Here is a 16,634-nt window from a genome sequence, read left to right as displayed (position 1 = left end):
CGGTTGCGGCCGGGTCGGCCGGGTCGGCCGGGTCGACCGCGGTCCGGTCGACCGGGTCGGGCCGGGTCAGCTGAGGGTCACCTGGCGGTTGGTGAGCCCGCCACGCGCCCTGCGCTCCTCGGGGGTCAGCGGTTCGTCCACCGCGAGCGCCTCCGCCAGTCGCTCCACGAGCTCCGCGGCCGGCTTCTCGCACTCGTCGGCGCTCATCCCGGCCGGCAGGTCCCAGACGGGGACCATCAGCCCGTGCGCACGGAACGAACCGACGAGCCGGGTGCCCTCACCGAGGCTCGACGTCCCCGCGGCGTGCAGCCGCGCGAGCGCGTCCAGCAGGCGCTCCTCGGGGTGCGGCATGACCCAGCGCAGATGGTTCTTCTCCGGGGTCTCGCACCAGTACGCCGCCTCCACTCCGGTCAGCCTGACGGTCGGGATCGCGGCCGCGTTGGCCCGCTCCAGCGAAGCGGCCACCTCAGGGTTCGCGTTCTCCGACGAGTTCGGGATCCAGAACTCGAAGCCGCTGTGGACGACCGGCTCGAACGGTGCGTCCGCATCGATCAGATCCTGCAGCCGGGGTCCCTCCGCGGACGTCCTCGCGCCGGTGATCGGCGTGCCGGGCTTCGCGGTGAGCGCGCGCTGCAGCGTGTGCGCGATATCGCGGCTCAGGTCTCCGGAGGTCATGTCGTTCTGCACGGCGAGCAGGACGGAGCCGTCCTCGCGGCGCAGTGCGGGCCACGCCATCGGAAGGACGGTCGCGAGCGTGACGGACGGGACGTCGTCGGGCAGCGGGTCCTTCAGGGTCAGTGCGACGGTCGCTGCCGGAACCAGCTCGCGGAGGGCGACCCAGTCGCACTCGGCGGTCATCCCCTCGAAGGGGCGCTGAACCAGCTCGGTCACGGCGTGCGCGGCGGCCCGGCCGTGGCAGGCCTTGTAGCGGCGGCCCGAACCACAGGGGCAGGGCTCACGGGCCCCCACCACAGGGATCTCACCGTCGGTGAGCTGGGCCTGCGCCGCAGGCGCTGATCGACGCTGTGTGGCCTTCGTCTGGGGGCGCTTCTTGGCCATGGTGTGGCTTTCTCCCGATGACGGCGTGCTTGTCTCGGGCGCGAGCCTAGCCGTTACGGCCGTGGTGGCGGCCGCAGCGCGTGGCCCAGGTCGCCGGACGCCACCTTCTTGCGCCTCGTCGCCACTCGCTCGAGACGGCGGACCTCACCTCAGTCCATGTCGTCGTAGACGTCCGCGAAATCGAATCGGGGGCCTATGACGCGCGTAGCGAAATCGTCGCGACGATGCCCTTCGGATACGAGCACCCACACGGTGACCTCGCCGGACGCGCCGTCCCGTACGCCCCAGTCCTGGGCGAGCGCACTGATGATGTTGAGCCCACGGCCGCCGTGCGCCGTGACCGAGGGCGTGGCCGGAACCGGTCGGGTAGGACCGCCTCCGTCCGTCACCTCGACGGTCAGTCCGCCTTCCGTGTCGACACGCCATGCGGCGCGGATGTCGCCGTCCCCGATCTCCGCGTGCCCGAGCGGTCTGCCGTGCCGGCAGGCATTGCTCAGCAGTTCGGAAAGGATCAGAACAGCATCGTCGACGACCGATTCGGACACCCCGCCGCGTCGCAACTGCTCACGCATCCGGTGCCTTGCCTCACCCACGCCCGCAGGGCCATGGGGTACGGCCATGCTCGACGACGTGGGCACCTCCTGTGCCACCACCAACGCCACCCCCGAGACCTCCTTTGCCCCACGCCACGGTGTGGATGCCCCAAGGGCCTGGACCGGAAACCGGCCAAACCATGTCTGGTGACGCACTCGTAACGATCGAACACGGTCCGAACGCGCCGGTGCACTCCCCGTAACGGGCGTATGGCGTTGCCGGGACCGCTGCAGGAGCCGCCTCGGCAGCCGCTGCGAAAACCGCCACGAAACCGACGCGAAAGCCGCTGCGAGGGCTGCGGCAAGGGCTGCCACGAAGGTCGTTACGAGAGCTGCGAGAGCTGCGAGGGCTGTTACGACGGCCGTTGCAGGCGACCCAATTGAGACAGCACCTGCCTGGGGCGGTTGGTGATGATCGCCTCGACGCCGAGCTGGGCGCAGAGGTCGACGTCCTCGGGCTCGTTCACCGTCCAGACGTGCACCTGGTGGCCCGCGGCGTGCAGCCGGTCGATGTAGGAGGGGTGATTGCGGACGATCCGGATGCCGGGGCCCGCGATCCGGGCGCCGGCCGGCAGCCGTCCGTCGCGCAGTCGCGGCGAGAGGAACTGCAGCAGATAGACGGTGGGGATGCCCGGCGCGGCGGCCGAGATCCGGTGCAGCGAGCGTGCCGAGAAGCTCATGACGCGTACGGGCGACTCGGCCGGTGAGGCCGGGGCGTCGAGGCCGAACCGCTTCAGCAGCTGGAGCAGCCGCTCCTCTACCTGGCCGGCCCAGCGGGTGGGGTGCTTGGTCTCGATCGCCAGCTCGATCCGCCGCCCGGCGTCCGCGACCAGCTCCAGCAGCCGCTCCAGGGTCAGTACGGAGGTGAACTCGCGGTCCTTCCAGTCCGGGCTCTCCTCGCGGTCCTTCCACGAACCGAAGTCGAGCGCGGCGAGGTCCGCGAGCTCCAGGGCGGAGACGGCGCCGCGACCGTTGGAGGTCCGGTCCACACGGCGGTCGTGGACACAGACGAGATGACCGTCCGCAGTCAGCCGCACATCGCACTCGAGGGCGTCCGCCCCGTCCTCTATGGCCTTGATGTAGGCGGCCAGGGTGTGTTCGGGAGCGTCCTCCGAGGCGCCTCGGTGGGCGACGACCTGGATCGGGAGTTGGGTCACCGCGTCATGGTGCCATCGTCTGAAAGCGGACGCCGTGGGTGTGTCCGTAATGTCCGTGATAAAGGATGGCCCAAATACGCACAGGTCCTGCTTACAGTGGCCTGACAGCCTGTGGGAAAAGCTGATGGGAGCCGATCGGAGCCGATCGGAGCCGACCGCAACGCCCGGACGCGCCCGGACGCGCCGACGAGTGATCGTGAAATCGAGGAGAGAAACGCTGTGAGCACTGAAAACGAGGGCACTGGCACTGGGGCTCAGGGCGCCCCGTCCGTACCTCCTGTGCCGGCGGCCGCTCCCGAAGGCGCGGCCGCGCAGGAGCACACGGGGACGGAGGCGTCGACGCAGCCGACACGGTCGACCCAGCAGATGCCGCCCGTACCGACAGTTGCCCCGGCGTCCTCACCGACGCCCTCTCCGGCGGCGGTGCAGCACGACGGCGCACAGCATGCCGGGGTGCAGGGGGCCGCCGCCGGGTGGCCTCCGCCGCCGACGGCCCCCTGGGGCGCGCCCGTACCCGGGCCCGCGGCCCCGCGCAGGCGATCCGGCGGACTGATTGCCGCCGTCCTCGTCGCCGCGCTCGTCGCCGGTGGCGTCGGCGGCGGGATCGGCTACTGGGCCGCCGAGCGCAACGACGCCGGCGGCATCTCGACGACCGTCGCGACCGGCCAGGCCCCCGCCGATTTCAAGCGCGATCCGGGGACGGTCGCCGCCGTCGCGAACAAGGCCCTTCCGAGCGTCGTCACGATCGAGGCGCAGTCCGGGGCGGCCGGCGGGGGCGAAGGCGGCACGGGCACCGGATTCGTGTACGACAAGGACGGCCACATCCTCACCAACAACCACGTGGTGGCCTCCGCGGCCGACGGCGGCACGCTCTCCGCCACCTTCTCCGACGGCAAGAAGTACGACGCCGAGGTCGTCGGCCGGGCCCAGGGCTACGACGTCGCCGTACTGAAGCTGAAGAACGCACCCTCCGGCCTGACACCGCTGCCGCTGGGCGACTCCGACCGGGTCGCCGTCGGTGACTCGACCATCGCGATCGGCGCGCCCTTCGGCCTCTCCAACACGGTGACCACCGGCATCATCAGCGCCAAGAACCGCCCGGTCGCCTCGGTCGACGGCTCCGGCGGCAAGAACGCGTACATGAGCGCCCTGCAGACCGACGCCTCGATCAACCCGGGCAACTCCGGCGGCCCGCTGCTCGACGCGAGCGGCGCGGTGATCGGCATCAACTCGGCCATCCAGTCCACCGGCAGCAACGGCTTCGGCCAGCAGTCCCAGGGGGGCTCCATCGGCCTCGGCTTCGCCATCCCCATAAACCAGGCCAGGAACGTCGCGGATCAGCTCATCAAGACCGGCCAGCCCGTCTACCCCGTCATCGGCGCGACGGTGAACATGACCGGGAAGAGCACCGGCGCCACCATCGCCGAACAGGGCACGGGCGGCGCCCCCGCGGTCACCCCGAACGGCCCGGCGGCCAAGGCGGGTCTCAAGCCCGGCGATGTCATCACCGAGTTCAACGGCAAGCCGGTCGACAGCGGCCCGACCCTGATCAGCGAGATCTGGAACCACAAGCCCGGCGACAAGGTCACCCTCACCTACGAACGCGACGGCCGCGAGGTCACGACCACGATCACCCTGGGCGAGCGCAAGGGCGACGGCTGACGGGCTAGGCTGTGCACGCGCCATCCCGATGATCGGGGCGGCGCGGGGTGGGTTGCCCGAGCGGCCTAAGGGAACGGTCTTGAAAAACGTGAGGACGTGAAAGCGTCTCCGTGGGCTCGAATCCCACCGCCTCCGCAGGTCACAGACGTGCTGGTCAGAAGGGGCGTCCCTCGATGAGGGGCGCCCCTTCTGCATGGGGTCTGTCTCACCTTGACCCGGTCCTGTCGCGTTGTGGATCAGTGCGTGTGGACCAGGCGTGGACCAGATCTTGGACCGTGATATCTGCATTGACCTGGAGATCTGCTGTCGCGTATCCCCGACGAGCGGGAGCTCTGGATGCTTGTTCGCGACCATGAGAGCACAGAGAGCTCAGCCCGCCCGGCGGCGTTGCGGTACCAGTCCAATGACGCCGGCGCGGAGCCGGGACCACTAGGGCCTGTCACGTAGATCTTGGCCGCCTAGGTCACATCCCGATGAAGTTCACTGTTTCTGCCATGCCTGCCCGCCCGGTACGCAGTGATGGCACGCCTTCCTTCTCGAATCCCACCGAGACACCGCAGAACAGCACGAGCCTGTCATCGGCCCCGACTATCTGGCTGACGGTCTTGCGATACATCGTCCACATCACCTGGGGGCAGCTGTGCAGTCCCTCCGCCCTCAGCAAGAGCATGACCGTCTGCAAGTACATCCCCGCGTCCCCCCACTGTCCGGGCCCCATCGTCCGGTCGAGGTAGCAGAACAGTACGACGGGCGCCCCGAACGCCTCTGAGTTCAAGGCGGCGATCTTCATGGGTCTGTCGGGGTCGTCGCGCTCGATTCCCAGTGCCTTGTACCGCTGGGCAGCTGCGGCGGAGAAGCGGTCCAGATACGGCGGGGTCAGTTCGGCCGGGTACATCGGGTACTCCCGCTCATCACCCGGGTCGCCCGCCAGTGCCCTGGACGTTGCGCGCCTCTTGAGTTCGGCCAAGGGCTCGCCGGTCACGACATATACATGCCACGGCTGGAGGTTCCCGCTCGATGGAGCCCGTGTTGCTGCGGCCAACACTCGTTCGAGTACCTCTTTGGGTACTGGCTGATCGCTGAACGCCCGCACGGCCCGGCGACTGTCCACGGCCTCGTACACATCCACGTCTTCTCGTCCTCTCAACGCGTTGATAGGGGGCCCGAGCTGGCTCAGGCGATCGCTGGGCGCTCGGATATGGCGCGACTTGCCGTCTCCATGAACGCGTCATGCAGCTCGCCCAGTTGGATTCTTAGCCGCTCTTCCTCCGCCCGCTCAGAGGCCGCCGAGGAGCCTTGCATGGAGAGGACAGCGTCCATCCACCGGTCCACACAATCCTTGTGATCTTCGAGGTGCGTTCGTAGTCGCGACGCATGCTCTCGCACGTCAGGGGAGCCCACGAGACGGACCTGCCAATAGGCGTTCCGGAACGCCGAGACCGCCTGCCCGAAAGCCTGCCCAACGTCTCTGGGCCCATCAGCTTCCCGCTCAAGCACTCTGGTCAGCATCGACGCAGCTATGGCGTACTCGTCGTACGCCGTGAGTAAGACGCGGCACGCTTCAAGGCGTTGCCCGCGAAGCCAGTGATCGTGGTCCGCAGTTGCTTGATCGTGTACTTGCTGGTTGGTCGCTCGGGCCGTCGTCTCCGCGCCAAGTCGTGCCCCTCTCGCAGCGGCTACACCGCCGATGGCTGCGCCACCGATCGCACCCAAGAGGCCAGCACCCGCCGACACCAGTGCTACATGTCCTTGATCCATGAATGCAGGATGCAGGCAGACGACTTGGGAAGGTCCCGACTTCCTAAAACAAGAGGGGCGCCCCACAAGGGACGCCCCTACGAGCCGGTTTGCGGCCTACTCGTCGTCGTGCTCGTCGATCATGTCGAGAGCCTGTTCGATTTGTTGGTTGGCCCGCGCTTGGTTGCGGTGGATGGCCTTGGCGTAGAAGCGGAAAAGGACCGCGATGCTGTGGCCTGTCCGTCGTGCCACCTCGGCCGGGGTGACGCCGGACTCAAGCCAGAGCGAGACGCCCGCGTGTCGGAGGGAGTACGGCACGTCAGCCAGTGGCGAGGCTGCCTCAGACTCCGTCAGCACTCCCGTGCGGGCTGCCTTCCATACCTCCCCGTATTCCTTGGACAGGAGGTGGCCACCCTGGGCCGCACGGAACAGCCGGCCGTCGTCGGCGGTGCCGAACTCCTTGATGTGCTCGCGGACCAGGCGCACGAGAACCGGCGGAATCGGAACCGGCCGGGTGGCCTTGCGAGCCCGCTTCTTCAGACCGCGCGTATCGAACGACTCGCCTGTGCCCGTCCATCCCGAGCCGACTCGGGGCATGCTCGCGGAGAGTAGGACTTCGCCCCAGCCCTCTTCAGGAAGGGTGAAGTCGTCCTCACGGAGACTGACCGCCTCACCAGGGCGGTTGGCCGCGTAGTAGAGACAGCCGAAGAACGCCTGAAGGTGTCGCCCCCGTTCGCCTTGCTCACCGACCGCGTTGATCAGTGCCTTCGCCAGCTTGGGACCGGGGACGAACCGGAAGTCGATCTCGTCGTCGGTCTCGGGCGGGGTCCAGTCGACCTTGTCCAGGGGCAGGGCCGTCAGCAACTCCCGCTCCACCGCGTATCGGAGACAGTTGCTGAAGACCGTCCGCTTGCGGTTCACGGTGTTCTCAGCAGCGGCCGTGCCGTTCTGCTTCAGCGTCAGCGCATCGAGCGCCGTACGCACCACTCCCGGAGGGACAGAGCATCAGGGTCCGGGGACAGCAGCCGGGCGAGGTGGTGAGCCTCAGCGCGTAGCCAACGGGCGGCGAGCCGTGGGGAACGGCCCCGGTAGGTGGCGAGCAGCACCTCGCGGGAGCCGCTGAGGTCGTGGGCGGTCGCCTCACAGCGGAAGGCGATGGGCGACCGCATCGAGGCACGTGCAGAAGTCGGCGGGGCGAGCATCAGCACGGCCGGGCTCACCGCGCATGCTCCCGTGCCGATTCCCTGGCTGCGATGAGCCGTGTGAACTGGATGGAGTACAGCTCGACTTGGGCCGGAGTGAGCACGAGCGCCGTCTCGCAGGCGCCGCCGTCTTCGTAGTGAACGGATACCGGCAGCGCGGCCTGCTGGGCACGGTGGTCGTAGATGGCGTCTCGCCGCATAGGCGTGACGTGCGTGACCGGCACCGGCACGGGGCGCAAAGTGGACCCGTCCGATTTGGCACGCCAGTCTTCTCCCCCGCCCGGCGGACGCAGTTGGTACGACGCCGAGGTGTCGCTCGGCAGGGCGACGACTATGCCGATCTTTCCGCCCTTGGCGAGGTCGAGCGCCAGGTCGCCGAAACGGGGGTGAAACGGGGCGCCAGCGCTTAACTCAGCGCCCGGAGCGGGAAGTTGCTTCGCGGTTCGTTCGGCCATGCCCCGAAGCTAGGAATATCTCCGGGGCCCAATATGAACCGCAGGAATACGACCCTCATCCGTCGAGGTGGAAGCGGTCTGACATGCGGCGCAGCTTCTCACGAGTGCTCGCCCGCTCGGCGTACACGATGCTGCGCAGGGTTGACCGGGCGATGGGATGGTTGCGGACGAGCTGGGGGGCGATGCTCTCCGCCTTCTCCAGTTCCTTGAGTGCCTTGTCGCGGTTCCCGTCCCACAGCCATGCGCGCGCCAGGTCCATGTGGTGATGCCCCTGACGAGAGTTGGGAAGCGACTCGATAAGTTCCTTGCCCGTGCGCCGGTTTATCGACAGGGCCTCGCGTTGCTCATGCATCTCCAGGGCGACACTGATCGCGTGGATCTGCACGTTGCCCGGCGAGAACGTCAGGCTGTGACGGTCGTAGATCGGAGGGCCGGCGGCCTCGACCATCCGCTTGGCTGCGCTCCGTGCGTGCTTGATCCGATCCTTCGCTTCGGCCTTGCGACCGCCCCGCGCAGCTGAGACAGCCGCGCGCAGTTGCAGTGACCCCCACGCCCGCACGGCCAGCGGCTCACCCCGGTCGTATTCCTGCTGCACGCTGCGAAGTGCCTTGTCCGCCAGGGCAATGGAGTCATCCCAATCCGCTGTGGCCCACATGTCCCAGACACGCATCCAGTCGGCGACGGCAGGCATCACAGGGTCGCCTGACAGCCGTGCGGACCATGCAGCCCGTTCGCATGCCATGGCGACCAGCTCCGGGTGCCCAAGGGCGTGCGCGGCGGTGTGAGCGAACTTGCAGCACACCGCGTAGATCGCGTACGCCTCTTCCTGCTCGTGGCCCGTGGCGACTTCGGCCAGGGCACGCGCCTCACGGAACAGGTCGGGGAGCACCTGCATGATCGCTACGTTGGCAGCAGCGTCGCGGAGGCGGTGCAGGCGGGTGGTTTCCTGCCACAGCTGACCGGCTGGGCGGGGAGCCCCGTCGAAGACGGGAGCGAGGTCGTAACGGCGCAGCTCACGCATGATCGCTGCGGCAGAGACCTGCCACTGATTCTCGGCCGGAGAGCTGTTGTACGGCCGTCCGATCAGGTCGTTCGGGTGTACATGCAGCTCCGAGGCGAGGAGGTTGAGCAGGCCGACGCGATCGAGTTCGATGTGTCCGCGTTCCATCTTGGACACCCAGCCCTGCGTCTTACCCAGGGCGGCAGCGAGGTCGGCTTGCGTCATGCCGAGGCGGAGCCGTGCGCGGCGTGCGCGACGGCCGATCTCTTCGGCTTCTTCCAGCATCAGCACGCCCCCCTATGGGTGAGGCGCCGGCGGTTCAGCGGGCGGCGAGGCATCGTGCTCCATCCGTCGGGGCTTCTACCCTCGACGGTACCGACGTCGCGTGCCGTGTGTGGAGTCCTACAGGTCATCGGCCTTCAGTCAGGCGTGGGAGCACATTGCTTCGAGCCGTTGGGCCGCCTCGCGAAAGAGTTTGTTGATGTGGTGCCGTCCCGATCGCAGGAGCAGGTGGACGGGGGCCCGGGAGTCGACAGCGAGAGTCCATCGGACGGTGGTTCTCGCGTCTCCCGAGGGTGTCAGGGTCCACTCTTCCACCAAGGCCCGAACTCCTGGGGCGTTGGTTTCCTGGGCGCAGTAGGCGAAACGCCTGCCGGGGTCCCACGCGATGATTCGTTCACGGGCGCGGATCACGCGGTACAGGCGGAAGCAGCGCAATGAGCCTGTGCCGTAGGGGGGTGAGCCCTCGAAGTGGACGTCGTTGGCCGGTGCGAACCAGCGGGGCCAGTTCTCCGGATATGCGGCGAGCTGCTCGAAGAGCGCGTCGGCGGAAGCGCGTAGCTCTTGGGTGCAGGTCTGCCGGAAGGGGGCACGTCGGGTGAAGCCGAGGTCTTCGGAACGCAGCTGGTAGGTCATGATCTCTCGGCCCTTCCGATTGACGGCTCGACGGGGACGGCCGTCGACGGTAGCGGGAAATATGTGAACGTCGTACCATCTGCCCGATATCCTGCACCGAGCAGCGCACTCGGGCGACGGATGGTCGACGGGGGTTCCTGACCGTCGAGAGTTCCAGCGAAGGGCATCCTCAGATGTTGCGACTCGTTGCCCCAGACGACCCGCGGGTCGTCGCCGTGACTGCGGCGCTGGCCCCGTATGCCTGGCAAAGTCTTACGCCGGAGGCGGTCAGCCGCCGTGCCCTTACCGCTGTTGACCCCCATTGGATTGCCGGCACGGCACGGGTTGCCCGGCAGGACGAGCGGATCGCGGTGCTGGCCCAGTTCCTGGCTGGTCACCAGTGGCGGTCGCTGACTGCTGCCGGACTGAGCCGCCACCTGGTGTCCGTGCTGGATGTCTGGCGGCAGGAGAGTCAGTGGCTGGAGATTCAGCTGCACTGGGGCCGGGAGGGCTTCTGAGGCACGTGGGTCGCTGAAGCCCTCCGACCGGGGTGGGGCTATTGGCGGGCCAGGTGCATGCGCAGTTCGCTGTCGGCGTCGGTGATCAGTTCGCCGGACAGGTCGACGGTCACGGCGTGCAGTGTGCCGGTGAACCGGAAGGGCGGCGTGTAGTCGGGTGTCACCGGGGAGCCGGGGTTGGCACCGCAGGTCATGCCGCCGGGATTGAACATGATCGGCGTGGTGACGGGGATCTCGGTCTCACCGACCAGATGGCGGTCGATGTAGAGCTGCGCGCGGCCCGGGACACCTTTGCCCTGGGCGATATCTGGCTTTCCGGTGACCTCGAATTCGAAGCGCAGCTCGTGCCGGCCTTCGGGTACCTCCTCGGTGGAGGTGACGCCGTACATCGCGCGTCGGAGGTAGTTGTGGGCGTAGTGGAGCTTCCGGTCCTTCATGTAGAAGGTGAAGCCTCCGACGTTCGTGCCCTGGCAGAGGAAGACGCCTTCGGCGCCGCCTGCGGGGATCTCGGCGTCGGCGGTGATGGCGAACGGGCGGTTGAGGACGCGGGGCGCGACCGCGGCGGGCAGGGTCTCGGTGCCAGGCCGGAAGGTGTAGCTGGTCCGCTCGGCGAAGATCTGCGGCCGTTCCGTCATCAGCCGCTGCACGCCGCTGCTGTCGATGGGCAGGACTCCGTACTTTCCGGCCTCCACGTACCAGAGGGAGACCATCTCGATGCGCCTTGCCCCGTTCTCCGCGGCCACGTCGTTGGTCTCGGCGAAATCCTCGTCGATGTGGTAGAGCTCCCAGCCCTCGTGATCCAGCGTGGCGAGGGTCTCCGAGCTGATGGGGGTGCCGAAGGGCTTGCCCGCCTCGGTGAAGGAAGGGCCGGGCCAGGGGCAGACTGCTCGCCAGCCGTCGTGGTCGATGGCGCGGTGGCCCATCATCTCGAAGTACTGCGTGTGATGCAGGGTCGGTGCGGCGGCGTTGTCGAAGGTGTGGGCGAAGCTGACGCCGTGGAGGGGTGACTGGGGTACGCCCTTGATTGTGGCCGGGGGTTCGATGCCGAGCACGTCCAGCACGGTGGGGACCATGTCGATGATGTGGGCGTACTGGGTGCGCACCTCGCCGCGGGCCTGGATGCCCTGGGGCCAGTGGGCGAGGAACGGGTCGCTTGCGCCGCCGCGGTAGGTCTCGCGCTTCCACCGGCGGAAGGGGGTGTTGCCAGCCCAGGTCCAGCCCCAGGGGTAGTGGTTGAAGGTGCTCGGTCCGCCGATTTCGTCGATGGAGCGGAGGCTGTCTTCGAGTGGTTCGGGGGCGTTGTTGAAGAACTGCGCCTCGTTCGTCGTCCCGGTGACCCCGCCCTCGGCGCTGGCTCCGTTGTCGGAGACCAGCATGATCAGGGTGTTGTCGAACTCGCCGGACTCCTTGAGGAAGTCCAGCAGCCGGCCGATGTGGTGGTCGGTGTGGCTGAGGAAGCCGGCGTAGACCTCCATCATCCGCGCGGCGAGACGGCGGGCGTCGGGGGAGAGGGAGTCCCACTCCGGCACGTCCGGGTCGTGCCGGGACAGACGGGCGTCGGGGGGCGCGACCCCGAGTCGCTTCTGCCGGTCGAAGGCGGCCTCGCGGTAGGCGTCCCAGCCATCGTCGAACTGGCCGCGGTAGCGGTCCGCCCACTCCTTGGGCACGTGGTGCGGCGCGTGTGTGGCTCCGGGGCAGAAGTAGAGGAAGAACGGCTTGTCCGGGGCGACCTGCTTGGCGTCGGTGATGAAGGAGATCGCCTTGTCCACCAGGTCCGGGGTCAGGTGATACCCCTCCTCCGGCGTGGCGGGAGGCTCGACCTGGTGGTTGTCGTAGACCAGGTCCGGGTACCACTGACTGCTGTCACCGCCCAGGAAACCGTAGAACCGGTCGAAGCCCCGCCCCAGCGGCCACCGGTCGTACGGGCCGGCGGCGGACTCGAACTCCGAGGGAACCAGATGCCACTTGCCGATCGCGTAGGTGTTGAATCCCTGCTGCACGAGCATCTCGGAGATGAACCCGTTCTCGAACGGAATACGGCCGTTGTACCCCGGATATCCGGTGGAGAACTCCGTCACCAGAGCCATGGCGTTGGCGTGATGGTTCCGCCCAGTGATGATGCACGAACGGGACGGCGAGCACAGAGCGGTCGTGTGCATGTTGTTGTACAGCAGCCCGTTCGCGGCCAGCGAGTCCATGTTCGGTGTCGCGATCGGTCCGCCGTAACAGCCGAGTTGGCCGTAACCGGTGTCGTCGAGTGTGATGAACAGGACGTTCGGCGTTCCCGGAACGGCCCTGACCGGCTGCGGCCACGCGGGCGTCGACTCATCGGCCGTACGGCCGATCACACCGGGAAAAGCAGTCCCCGGCTTGTACTCTTTCGCCGTCATCTGCCTGTCCCTCCATTCGTGCCGGCTTCGGCCACACGACGTCGACCGCTGGCACGCGTGTACCTGATGGACAGCGGGAAGGGGAGGTCCCGCGTGTGTCGCCGCAACTGAAGTGCGGCAGCGGTCTTGTGAGTTTCGGTGACCACCCCTGTAAAGGAATGAATTCCGGGTGCTGCACACTGCGGCGAGTACAGCCTCACTTCGGCTGCATCCCACTGACGCCAGGGCAGGCGGGTACATGCGGATTGTGTCTAATTCAACGATTCGCGCTGCACGAAGAGGCGACAGTGCACCAGGTCGTCAAATGACGGCGCTCTTCCGCCCGGCTGGTGCTTTACCACTCCTTCCTCATGCTAGCCAGTGAGCAGTGCACCGGCCATCGGAGAACCGCCCGGTGTGCCCAGGTCGCAGACCACCGCCTGGAGGACTCCCCTCGTCCGTCCGGGCGACAGGGCGCGCCGACAGGGCGTGGACCCGGCAGGCTGGGGTCGGTCGACAGACAGGTGGCCGCGCTGACGGGAGGCTGCATGGACGGGGAAATTCCGCGGGACGCCACGCCGAACACTGGCAGCCGCGCCCGGGATCACCTGGCCAACGAGCGGACGTATCTGGCGTGGCTGCGCACCGGACTTGCTGTGGCGGGTCTCGGTGTGGCCATCGCCAAGTTCGCCCCCCACAGGGGCGCTCACGCGGTGGCCTCGGGCGCCATCCTGGTCTTCAGCGGTCTGCTGGTCAGTATCTACGGCACCACGCGGTACCGGTCCGTCGGCCGGCAACTGGACTCAGGTGTGTTCGCCCCGACGCAGTCGGGCGCGATCATGGCGACCACGGTCGTCATGGTCCTGACCATGATCGCTGCATTGGTCCTGCTCTGACGCTCCTGGCATCGTTCGCCGCACGCAGCAGCGACTCCGCCATTCTCTCGTCCCGGACGGTGATTGGAACATGGCCGATGGCGCATCGCGAGATCCGAGTGCGCCGCAACAGCGCACCCTGCCCGAGGTCGATCCGACCCTGCGCGCTGTGGCGGCCGCGTCAACGGGTGGAACCCTCGTCGTCTGGTGGCCCGCTTTCACCTTGGGTGCATACAACGTCGTCTTCTTCGACGCCGTGCTCGCCCTGTGGGCCGTAGCGACCGCCGTCCTCTTCTCAGGGGTGCTTCTGCACAGGAGAGGCGCGCTCCCCCGGGGAGGCTGGCTCGCCCTGTTCCTGCCCTCTCTCTGGATCATCCTGGCCATCCTGACGCCGAGAACTCACCCTTCTGCATACCTCCACTACTTCGAGGTGGCCCTCACCATGATGGGTGCTCCTGTGCTGGCGTGGCTGTTGTCGAAGATTCTGGTCCCCGACTACGCGGAACTCCCTCTTCTGCACCGGTTGGGAGCAGTGGGCGTCACCATCGCCGTCGGGGTCCTGGCCTTCCTGCTCGGAAAGTTCAATTACCTCTTCCTGACCTGCGCGGACTTCGACATCAGTGGCAACAACACGCCGCCGCACTGTGCCCATGGAGCACCGTTCCATCGCCCGTGATGCCAAACGGCCCCAAGCCTCACCACCCTCAACGCGGACGGTGACAAATTGCTCACTGCATGCTCGGGTGATCTAGTGGAGCGCGAGTGGAAGGAGCCCGGCGATGAACCTTGATCCGAGCGTCGAGGAGATCGAACGTTTCGTGGCGGAGGACCCCGAGGCGCCCGTAGTGATGCTCAATCTCCTTCGGTTCAGCGAGGGTGGCGCCGAGAAGTACGCCGACTATCTACGGAACGCTCAGCCCTTCGCCGAAGCCGCTGGTGTGAAGATCCTCTACTACGGCCTGGGGAGCGCACCGCTCGTCGGCGGCTCCGCGCAGGGGTGGGATGCGGTGGCGGTTGTCTCCTACCCCAGCCGTAAGGCATTCGCCGACATGGTGAGCCAGCCGGGATACCCCGTCGAACTGCGCGAAGACGCATTGGCCGAGACCGTACTTCAACCGACCAGGGACGCATCCGCGATGTATCGGCCGTAGCTATGTGATGCGTAGACAAGCGGTGTGCGTCCCCGATGGCGAGGGCACACACCGCACTTTCACCAGGCCGGATCAACGATCGCCGTGGAATGGTGCTCCTGGGCGGCAGGCCGGCGCCAGTGGACCCCGTGTGGACCACGAACCCCGCGCGAGGCCGGAGGCCGGTAGGCTGTAGTCGCTCCGCCCCAGGTGGGACGGGGCTGGGGTGGGTTGCCCGAGCGGCCTAAGGGAACGGTCTTGAAAACCGTCGTGGCGCGAGTCACCGTGGGTTCAAATCCCACACCCACCGCAGCGGGTCGGCGAGCGCGCTGACCAGAAGGGGTGTCCCGACCAGGGACACCCCTTCGTCATGGGGTCCTGTCTCACCCTGACTCGCCCGCGTACTGCTTTGGATCATGGCATGTGGACCAGGCGTGGACCACTCGGCAGAGCGATGGCTGACCCTAGGTCATCTTGCGCTCAATCACTTCGCGCACCTTGGCCGTCGCCTGCTGGTCGAAGCCAGCGGGCGCCAGTTGAAACCGATGGAGCTTGGGCCGCCGACCTTCCTGAAAGCCAGCGATCTTGCCACCCTCGAAGTATCGGTCCGCGTCCTCCTGGACCTCCACGAGGCCGAAGCGATTGAGCATGCGGTGAGCTTCGTAGGCATCCTTGCCTAGCCCGAACTGGAGCAGGCGGATGTCGCTTGCAGCAAAAACCGGCTGATGGCCGAACCGCGCATGCAGCCGCGCGATCATCAGCAGGAACGCGAGTTCACTGTCCTCCAGGAGATGGATCCATCCGTTGGTGAACAGTCCTGCCGGCAGGCTGAGTAGCAGCTCTCGCCCGTCCTGACCGGGCACTGTGTAGCGATCCGAGTTCTCCCCGCCGCCGTATGGGGCGCCCTGCTCATGCAGTAGCAAGAACCCCTCGTACTTGCCCACGGCCTTCGAAGCGTTCGGCAGATGAACGAGTTGTACCTCGGGGCTGGAGAGGCGTCCCAAGGCGTGCTGTAGCTGGCGCGCCTTCTTGTCCCGAATGCTTGCGTAAGTCTTCAGGCCGCCCCCTCGAACTGCTGGCGTTGCGAAGAGGTCAACCCAGCTGACAGCGTCGAGATCATTGAGAGGCAGCGTGTTTGTGGGGCGCTCGCCAGGGCTGCGTGACTGTGCGACGAACGCTGCGGTGAGGAAGACCTTCAAGGCGATGCCGCGCGGCGACGCCAGCCGAGTGGCCGGCGGTCGTTCCTCCGGCGGGGGCAGTAGGCGGTCGGAGGCATCTCCTGAGACCTCAGCTGGATCTTGGCGGAAGACGAAGCCGCTGCGAAGCACCAACTGCTTGCCTGTCCTGATCTCCACGAACTGTGTGGACGCGCGGTTCGCTTCGGCGGTGATCTTTTCCAGCTTGGCGTGGCGAGCGTGGAACCGCTTGAGCTCGCTTGCGGACAAGGGAAACAGGTCGAAGAAGTTGACCATCGAGTTTGAACCCTTTGTTCTGAACCCCTTGATCCGCCCGTGAAATATCGCGAACAACTGGTACCCATCACAGGCGGATCAAGCCGTGCTCGTACTCTACTCGCTTCCGCCAGGACGGCGCAGGCATTGTGGGAGTGGCAGCCCAAGAGGGCAGCCGGATCAGCGGTGTTGATGAGTGAGGTGGCCCCCGGGTACCAGCCGGGAGCCACCGAAAGCGGCGCTCTGATCCTCAGCCGGACAGCAGAGTGGGAGATACGCCTTTGTCGAGCGTACGCAGTCGTAGCAGGTCGAATGAAGTGGAGCGTCAGCCAGAGCGTCTCCCCCTGCGGTGGGCGGTGATCATTGCAGTTGCAGGTGCGGCGTCGATTCCCGCAGCGGCAGTAGGCGGACTGCCTGCAGCCATCGGGACCTTCATCATGGTTGCCGGAGCCCTTCACGTGATGATCGCGTAGCGCCGCGGCCGCGCGGATGGCCGGAGCACATGCCCAGCTATCCGCGAGGCTGTTGCCAG

16 protein-coding genes and 1 tRNA gene are annotated in these 16,634 nt (G+C 67.2%); 6 read left to right on the top strand and 11 right to left on the bottom strand.

What is annotated here, in order from left to right; all coding sequences use genetic code 11:
• Positions 1 to 66: 66 nt before the first annotated feature.
• From ACWGI8_RS10840 to ACWGI8_RS10830, 3 genes are all read right to left on the bottom strand, one after another.
• On the bottom strand, positions 67 to 1,059 hold the full coding sequence (locus ACWGI8_RS10840; RefSeq protein WP_453659800.1) for a DUF5926 family protein: 993 nt from the start codon (positions 1,057 to 1,059) through the stop codon (positions 67 to 69).
• 149 nt (positions 1,060 to 1,208) lie between these two features.
• Positions 1,209 to 1,808: an ATP-binding protein gene (locus tag ACWGI8_RS10835; RefSeq protein WP_453659799.1), complete on the bottom strand. Its 600-nt coding sequence runs from the start codon at positions 1,806 to 1,808 to the stop codon at positions 1,209 to 1,211.
• Positions 1,809 to 2,005: 197 nt separating this feature from the next.
• Positions 2,006 to 2,809, bottom strand: a complete 804-nt coding sequence (locus tag ACWGI8_RS10830; protein ID WP_453659798.1) for a glycerophosphodiester phosphodiesterase — start codon at positions 2,807 to 2,809, stop codon at positions 2,006 to 2,008.
• Positions 2,810 to 3,028: 219 nt separating this feature from the next.
• Here ACWGI8_RS10830 and ACWGI8_RS10825 point away from each other — a divergent pair, with 219 nt between their 5' ends.
• Positions 3,029 to 4,471, top strand: coding sequence for a trypsin-like peptidase domain-containing protein (locus tag ACWGI8_RS10825; RefSeq protein ID WP_453659797.1), 1,443 nt, complete (start codon positions 3,029 to 3,031; stop codon positions 4,469 to 4,471).
• Between the two features lie 463 nt (positions 4,472 to 4,934).
• Here the strand turns inward: ACWGI8_RS10825 and ACWGI8_RS10820 are convergent, their stop codons facing one another.
• The 6 genes from ACWGI8_RS10820 to ACWGI8_RS10795 form a co-directional block, all read right to left on the bottom strand.
• Positions 4,935 to 5,600 (bottom strand): nitroreductase, encoded by a 666-nt coding sequence (locus tag ACWGI8_RS10820; RefSeq protein WP_453659796.1) that lies wholly within the window; start codon positions 5,598 to 5,600, stop codon positions 4,935 to 4,937.
• A 725-nt stretch (positions 5,601 to 6,325) separates the two neighbouring features.
• A complete protein-coding gene (locus ACWGI8_RS10815) occupies positions 6,326 to 7,192 on the bottom strand; it encodes a tyrosine-type recombinase/integrase (RefSeq protein WP_453659795.1) in 867 nt (288 codons plus the stop codon).
• Positions 7,168 to 7,428, bottom strand: coding sequence for a hypothetical protein (locus ACWGI8_RS10810; protein ID WP_453659794.1), 261 nt, complete (start codon positions 7,426 to 7,428; stop codon positions 7,168 to 7,170). Before ACWGI8_RS10810 ends, ACWGI8_RS10815 begins: the two co-directional genes overlap by 25 nt.
• Positions 7,425 to 7,865: a hypothetical protein gene (locus tag ACWGI8_RS10805; protein WP_453659793.1), complete on the bottom strand. Its 441-nt coding sequence runs from the start codon at positions 7,863 to 7,865 to the stop codon at positions 7,425 to 7,427. Before ACWGI8_RS10805 ends, ACWGI8_RS10810 begins: the two co-directional genes overlap by 4 nt.
• Before the next feature lie 55 nt (positions 7,866 to 7,920).
• A complete protein-coding gene (locus ACWGI8_RS10800) occupies positions 7,921 to 9,150 on the bottom strand; it encodes a helix-turn-helix domain-containing protein (RefSeq protein WP_453659801.1) in 1,230 nt (409 codons plus the stop codon).
• A gap of 138 nt (positions 9,151 to 9,288) precedes the next feature.
• Positions 9,289 to 9,780, bottom strand: a complete 492-nt coding sequence (locus tag ACWGI8_RS10795) for an SRPBCC family protein (RefSeq protein ID WP_453659792.1) — start codon at positions 9,778 to 9,780, stop codon at positions 9,289 to 9,291.
• 215 nt (positions 9,781 to 9,995) lie between these two features.
• Between ACWGI8_RS10795 and ACWGI8_RS10790 the strand changes: the two genes are divergently transcribed.
• Positions 9,996 to 10,277 (top strand): hypothetical protein, encoded by a 282-nt coding sequence (locus ACWGI8_RS10790; RefSeq protein WP_453659791.1) that lies wholly within the window; start codon positions 9,996 to 9,998, stop codon positions 10,275 to 10,277.
• 38 nt (positions 10,278 to 10,315) lie between these two features.
• Here the strand turns inward: ACWGI8_RS10790 and ACWGI8_RS10785 are convergent, their stop codons facing one another.
• Complete coding sequence (locus ACWGI8_RS10785; RefSeq protein WP_453659790.1) at positions 10,316 to 12,667, bottom strand: arylsulfatase; 2,352 nt, start codon at positions 12,665 to 12,667, stop codon at positions 10,316 to 10,318.
• Positions 12,668 to 13,194: 527 nt separating this feature from the next.
• Here ACWGI8_RS10785 and ACWGI8_RS10780 point away from each other — a divergent pair.
• From ACWGI8_RS10780 to ACWGI8_RS10765, 4 genes are all read left to right on the top strand, one after another.
• Positions 13,195 to 13,542 carry a YidH family protein gene (locus tag ACWGI8_RS10780; protein WP_453659789.1) on the top strand — a complete coding sequence of 116 codons (348 nt, stop codon included), beginning with the start codon at positions 13,195 to 13,197 and terminating at the stop codon, positions 13,540 to 13,542.
• Between the two features lie 70 nt (positions 13,543 to 13,612).
• Positions 13,613 to 14,197, top strand: coding sequence for a hypothetical protein (locus tag ACWGI8_RS10775; RefSeq protein ID WP_453659788.1), 585 nt, complete (start codon positions 13,613 to 13,615; stop codon positions 14,195 to 14,197).
• Positions 14,198 to 14,300: 103 nt separating this feature from the next.
• Entirely contained in the window at positions 14,301 to 14,672 is a 372-nt protein-coding gene (locus ACWGI8_RS10770) for a DUF1330 domain-containing protein (RefSeq protein ID WP_453659787.1), read from the top strand.
• 204 nt (positions 14,673 to 14,876) lie between these two features.
• Positions 14,877 to 14,961, top strand: a tRNA-Ser gene (locus ACWGI8_RS10765).
• Between the two features lie 154 nt (positions 14,962 to 15,115).
• Here ACWGI8_RS10765 and ACWGI8_RS10760 read toward each other — a convergent pair.
• Positions 15,116 to 16,123 carry a hypothetical protein gene (locus ACWGI8_RS10760; protein WP_453659786.1) on the bottom strand — a complete coding sequence of 336 codons (1,008 nt, stop codon included), beginning with the start codon at positions 16,121 to 16,123 and terminating at the stop codon, positions 15,116 to 15,118.
• Positions 16,124 to 16,634 lie beyond the last annotated feature (511 nt).

Source organism: Streptomyces sp. NPDC054841, from assembly GCF_053611045.1.
Note: the sequence above shows the minus strand (reverse complement) of the source record. Positions and strands in the feature narration are given on the sequence as shown.

Excerpts from the sequence above, each read along its gene's own strand:
- ACWGI8_RS10775 (WP_453659788.1), top strand. The coding sequence starts at position 13,613 with ATGGCCGATGGCGCATCGCGAGATCCGAGTGCGCCGCAACAGCGCACC.
- ACWGI8_RS10840 (WP_453659800.1), bottom strand. The coding sequence starts at position 1,059 with ATGGCCAAGAAGCGCCCCCAGACGAAGGCCACACAGCGTCGATCAGCG.
- ACWGI8_RS10760 (WP_453659786.1), bottom strand. The coding sequence starts at position 16,123 with ATGGTCAACTTCTTCGACCTGTTTCCCTTGTCCGCAAGCGAGCTCAAG.
- ACWGI8_RS10800 (WP_453659801.1), bottom strand. The coding sequence starts at position 9,150 with ATGCTGGAAGAAGCCGAAGAGATCGGCCGTCGCGCACGCCGCGCACGG.
- ACWGI8_RS10805 (WP_453659793.1), bottom strand. The coding sequence starts at position 7,865 with ATGGCCGAACGAACCGCGAAGCAACTTCCCGCTCCGGGCGCTGAGTTA.
- ACWGI8_RS10795 (WP_453659792.1), bottom strand. The coding sequence starts at position 9,780 with ATGACCTACCAGCTGCGTTCCGAAGACCTCGGCTTCACCCGACGTGCC.
- ACWGI8_RS10770 (WP_453659787.1), top strand. The coding sequence starts at position 14,301 with ATGAACCTTGATCCGAGCGTCGAGGAGATCGAACGTTTCGTGGCGGAG.
- ACWGI8_RS10785 (WP_453659790.1), bottom strand. The coding sequence starts at position 12,667 with ATGACGGCGAAAGAGTACAAGCCGGGGACTGCTTTTCCCGGTGTGATC.
- ACWGI8_RS10780 (WP_453659789.1), top strand. The coding sequence starts at position 13,195 with ATGGACGGGGAAATTCCGCGGGACGCCACGCCGAACACTGGCAGCCGC.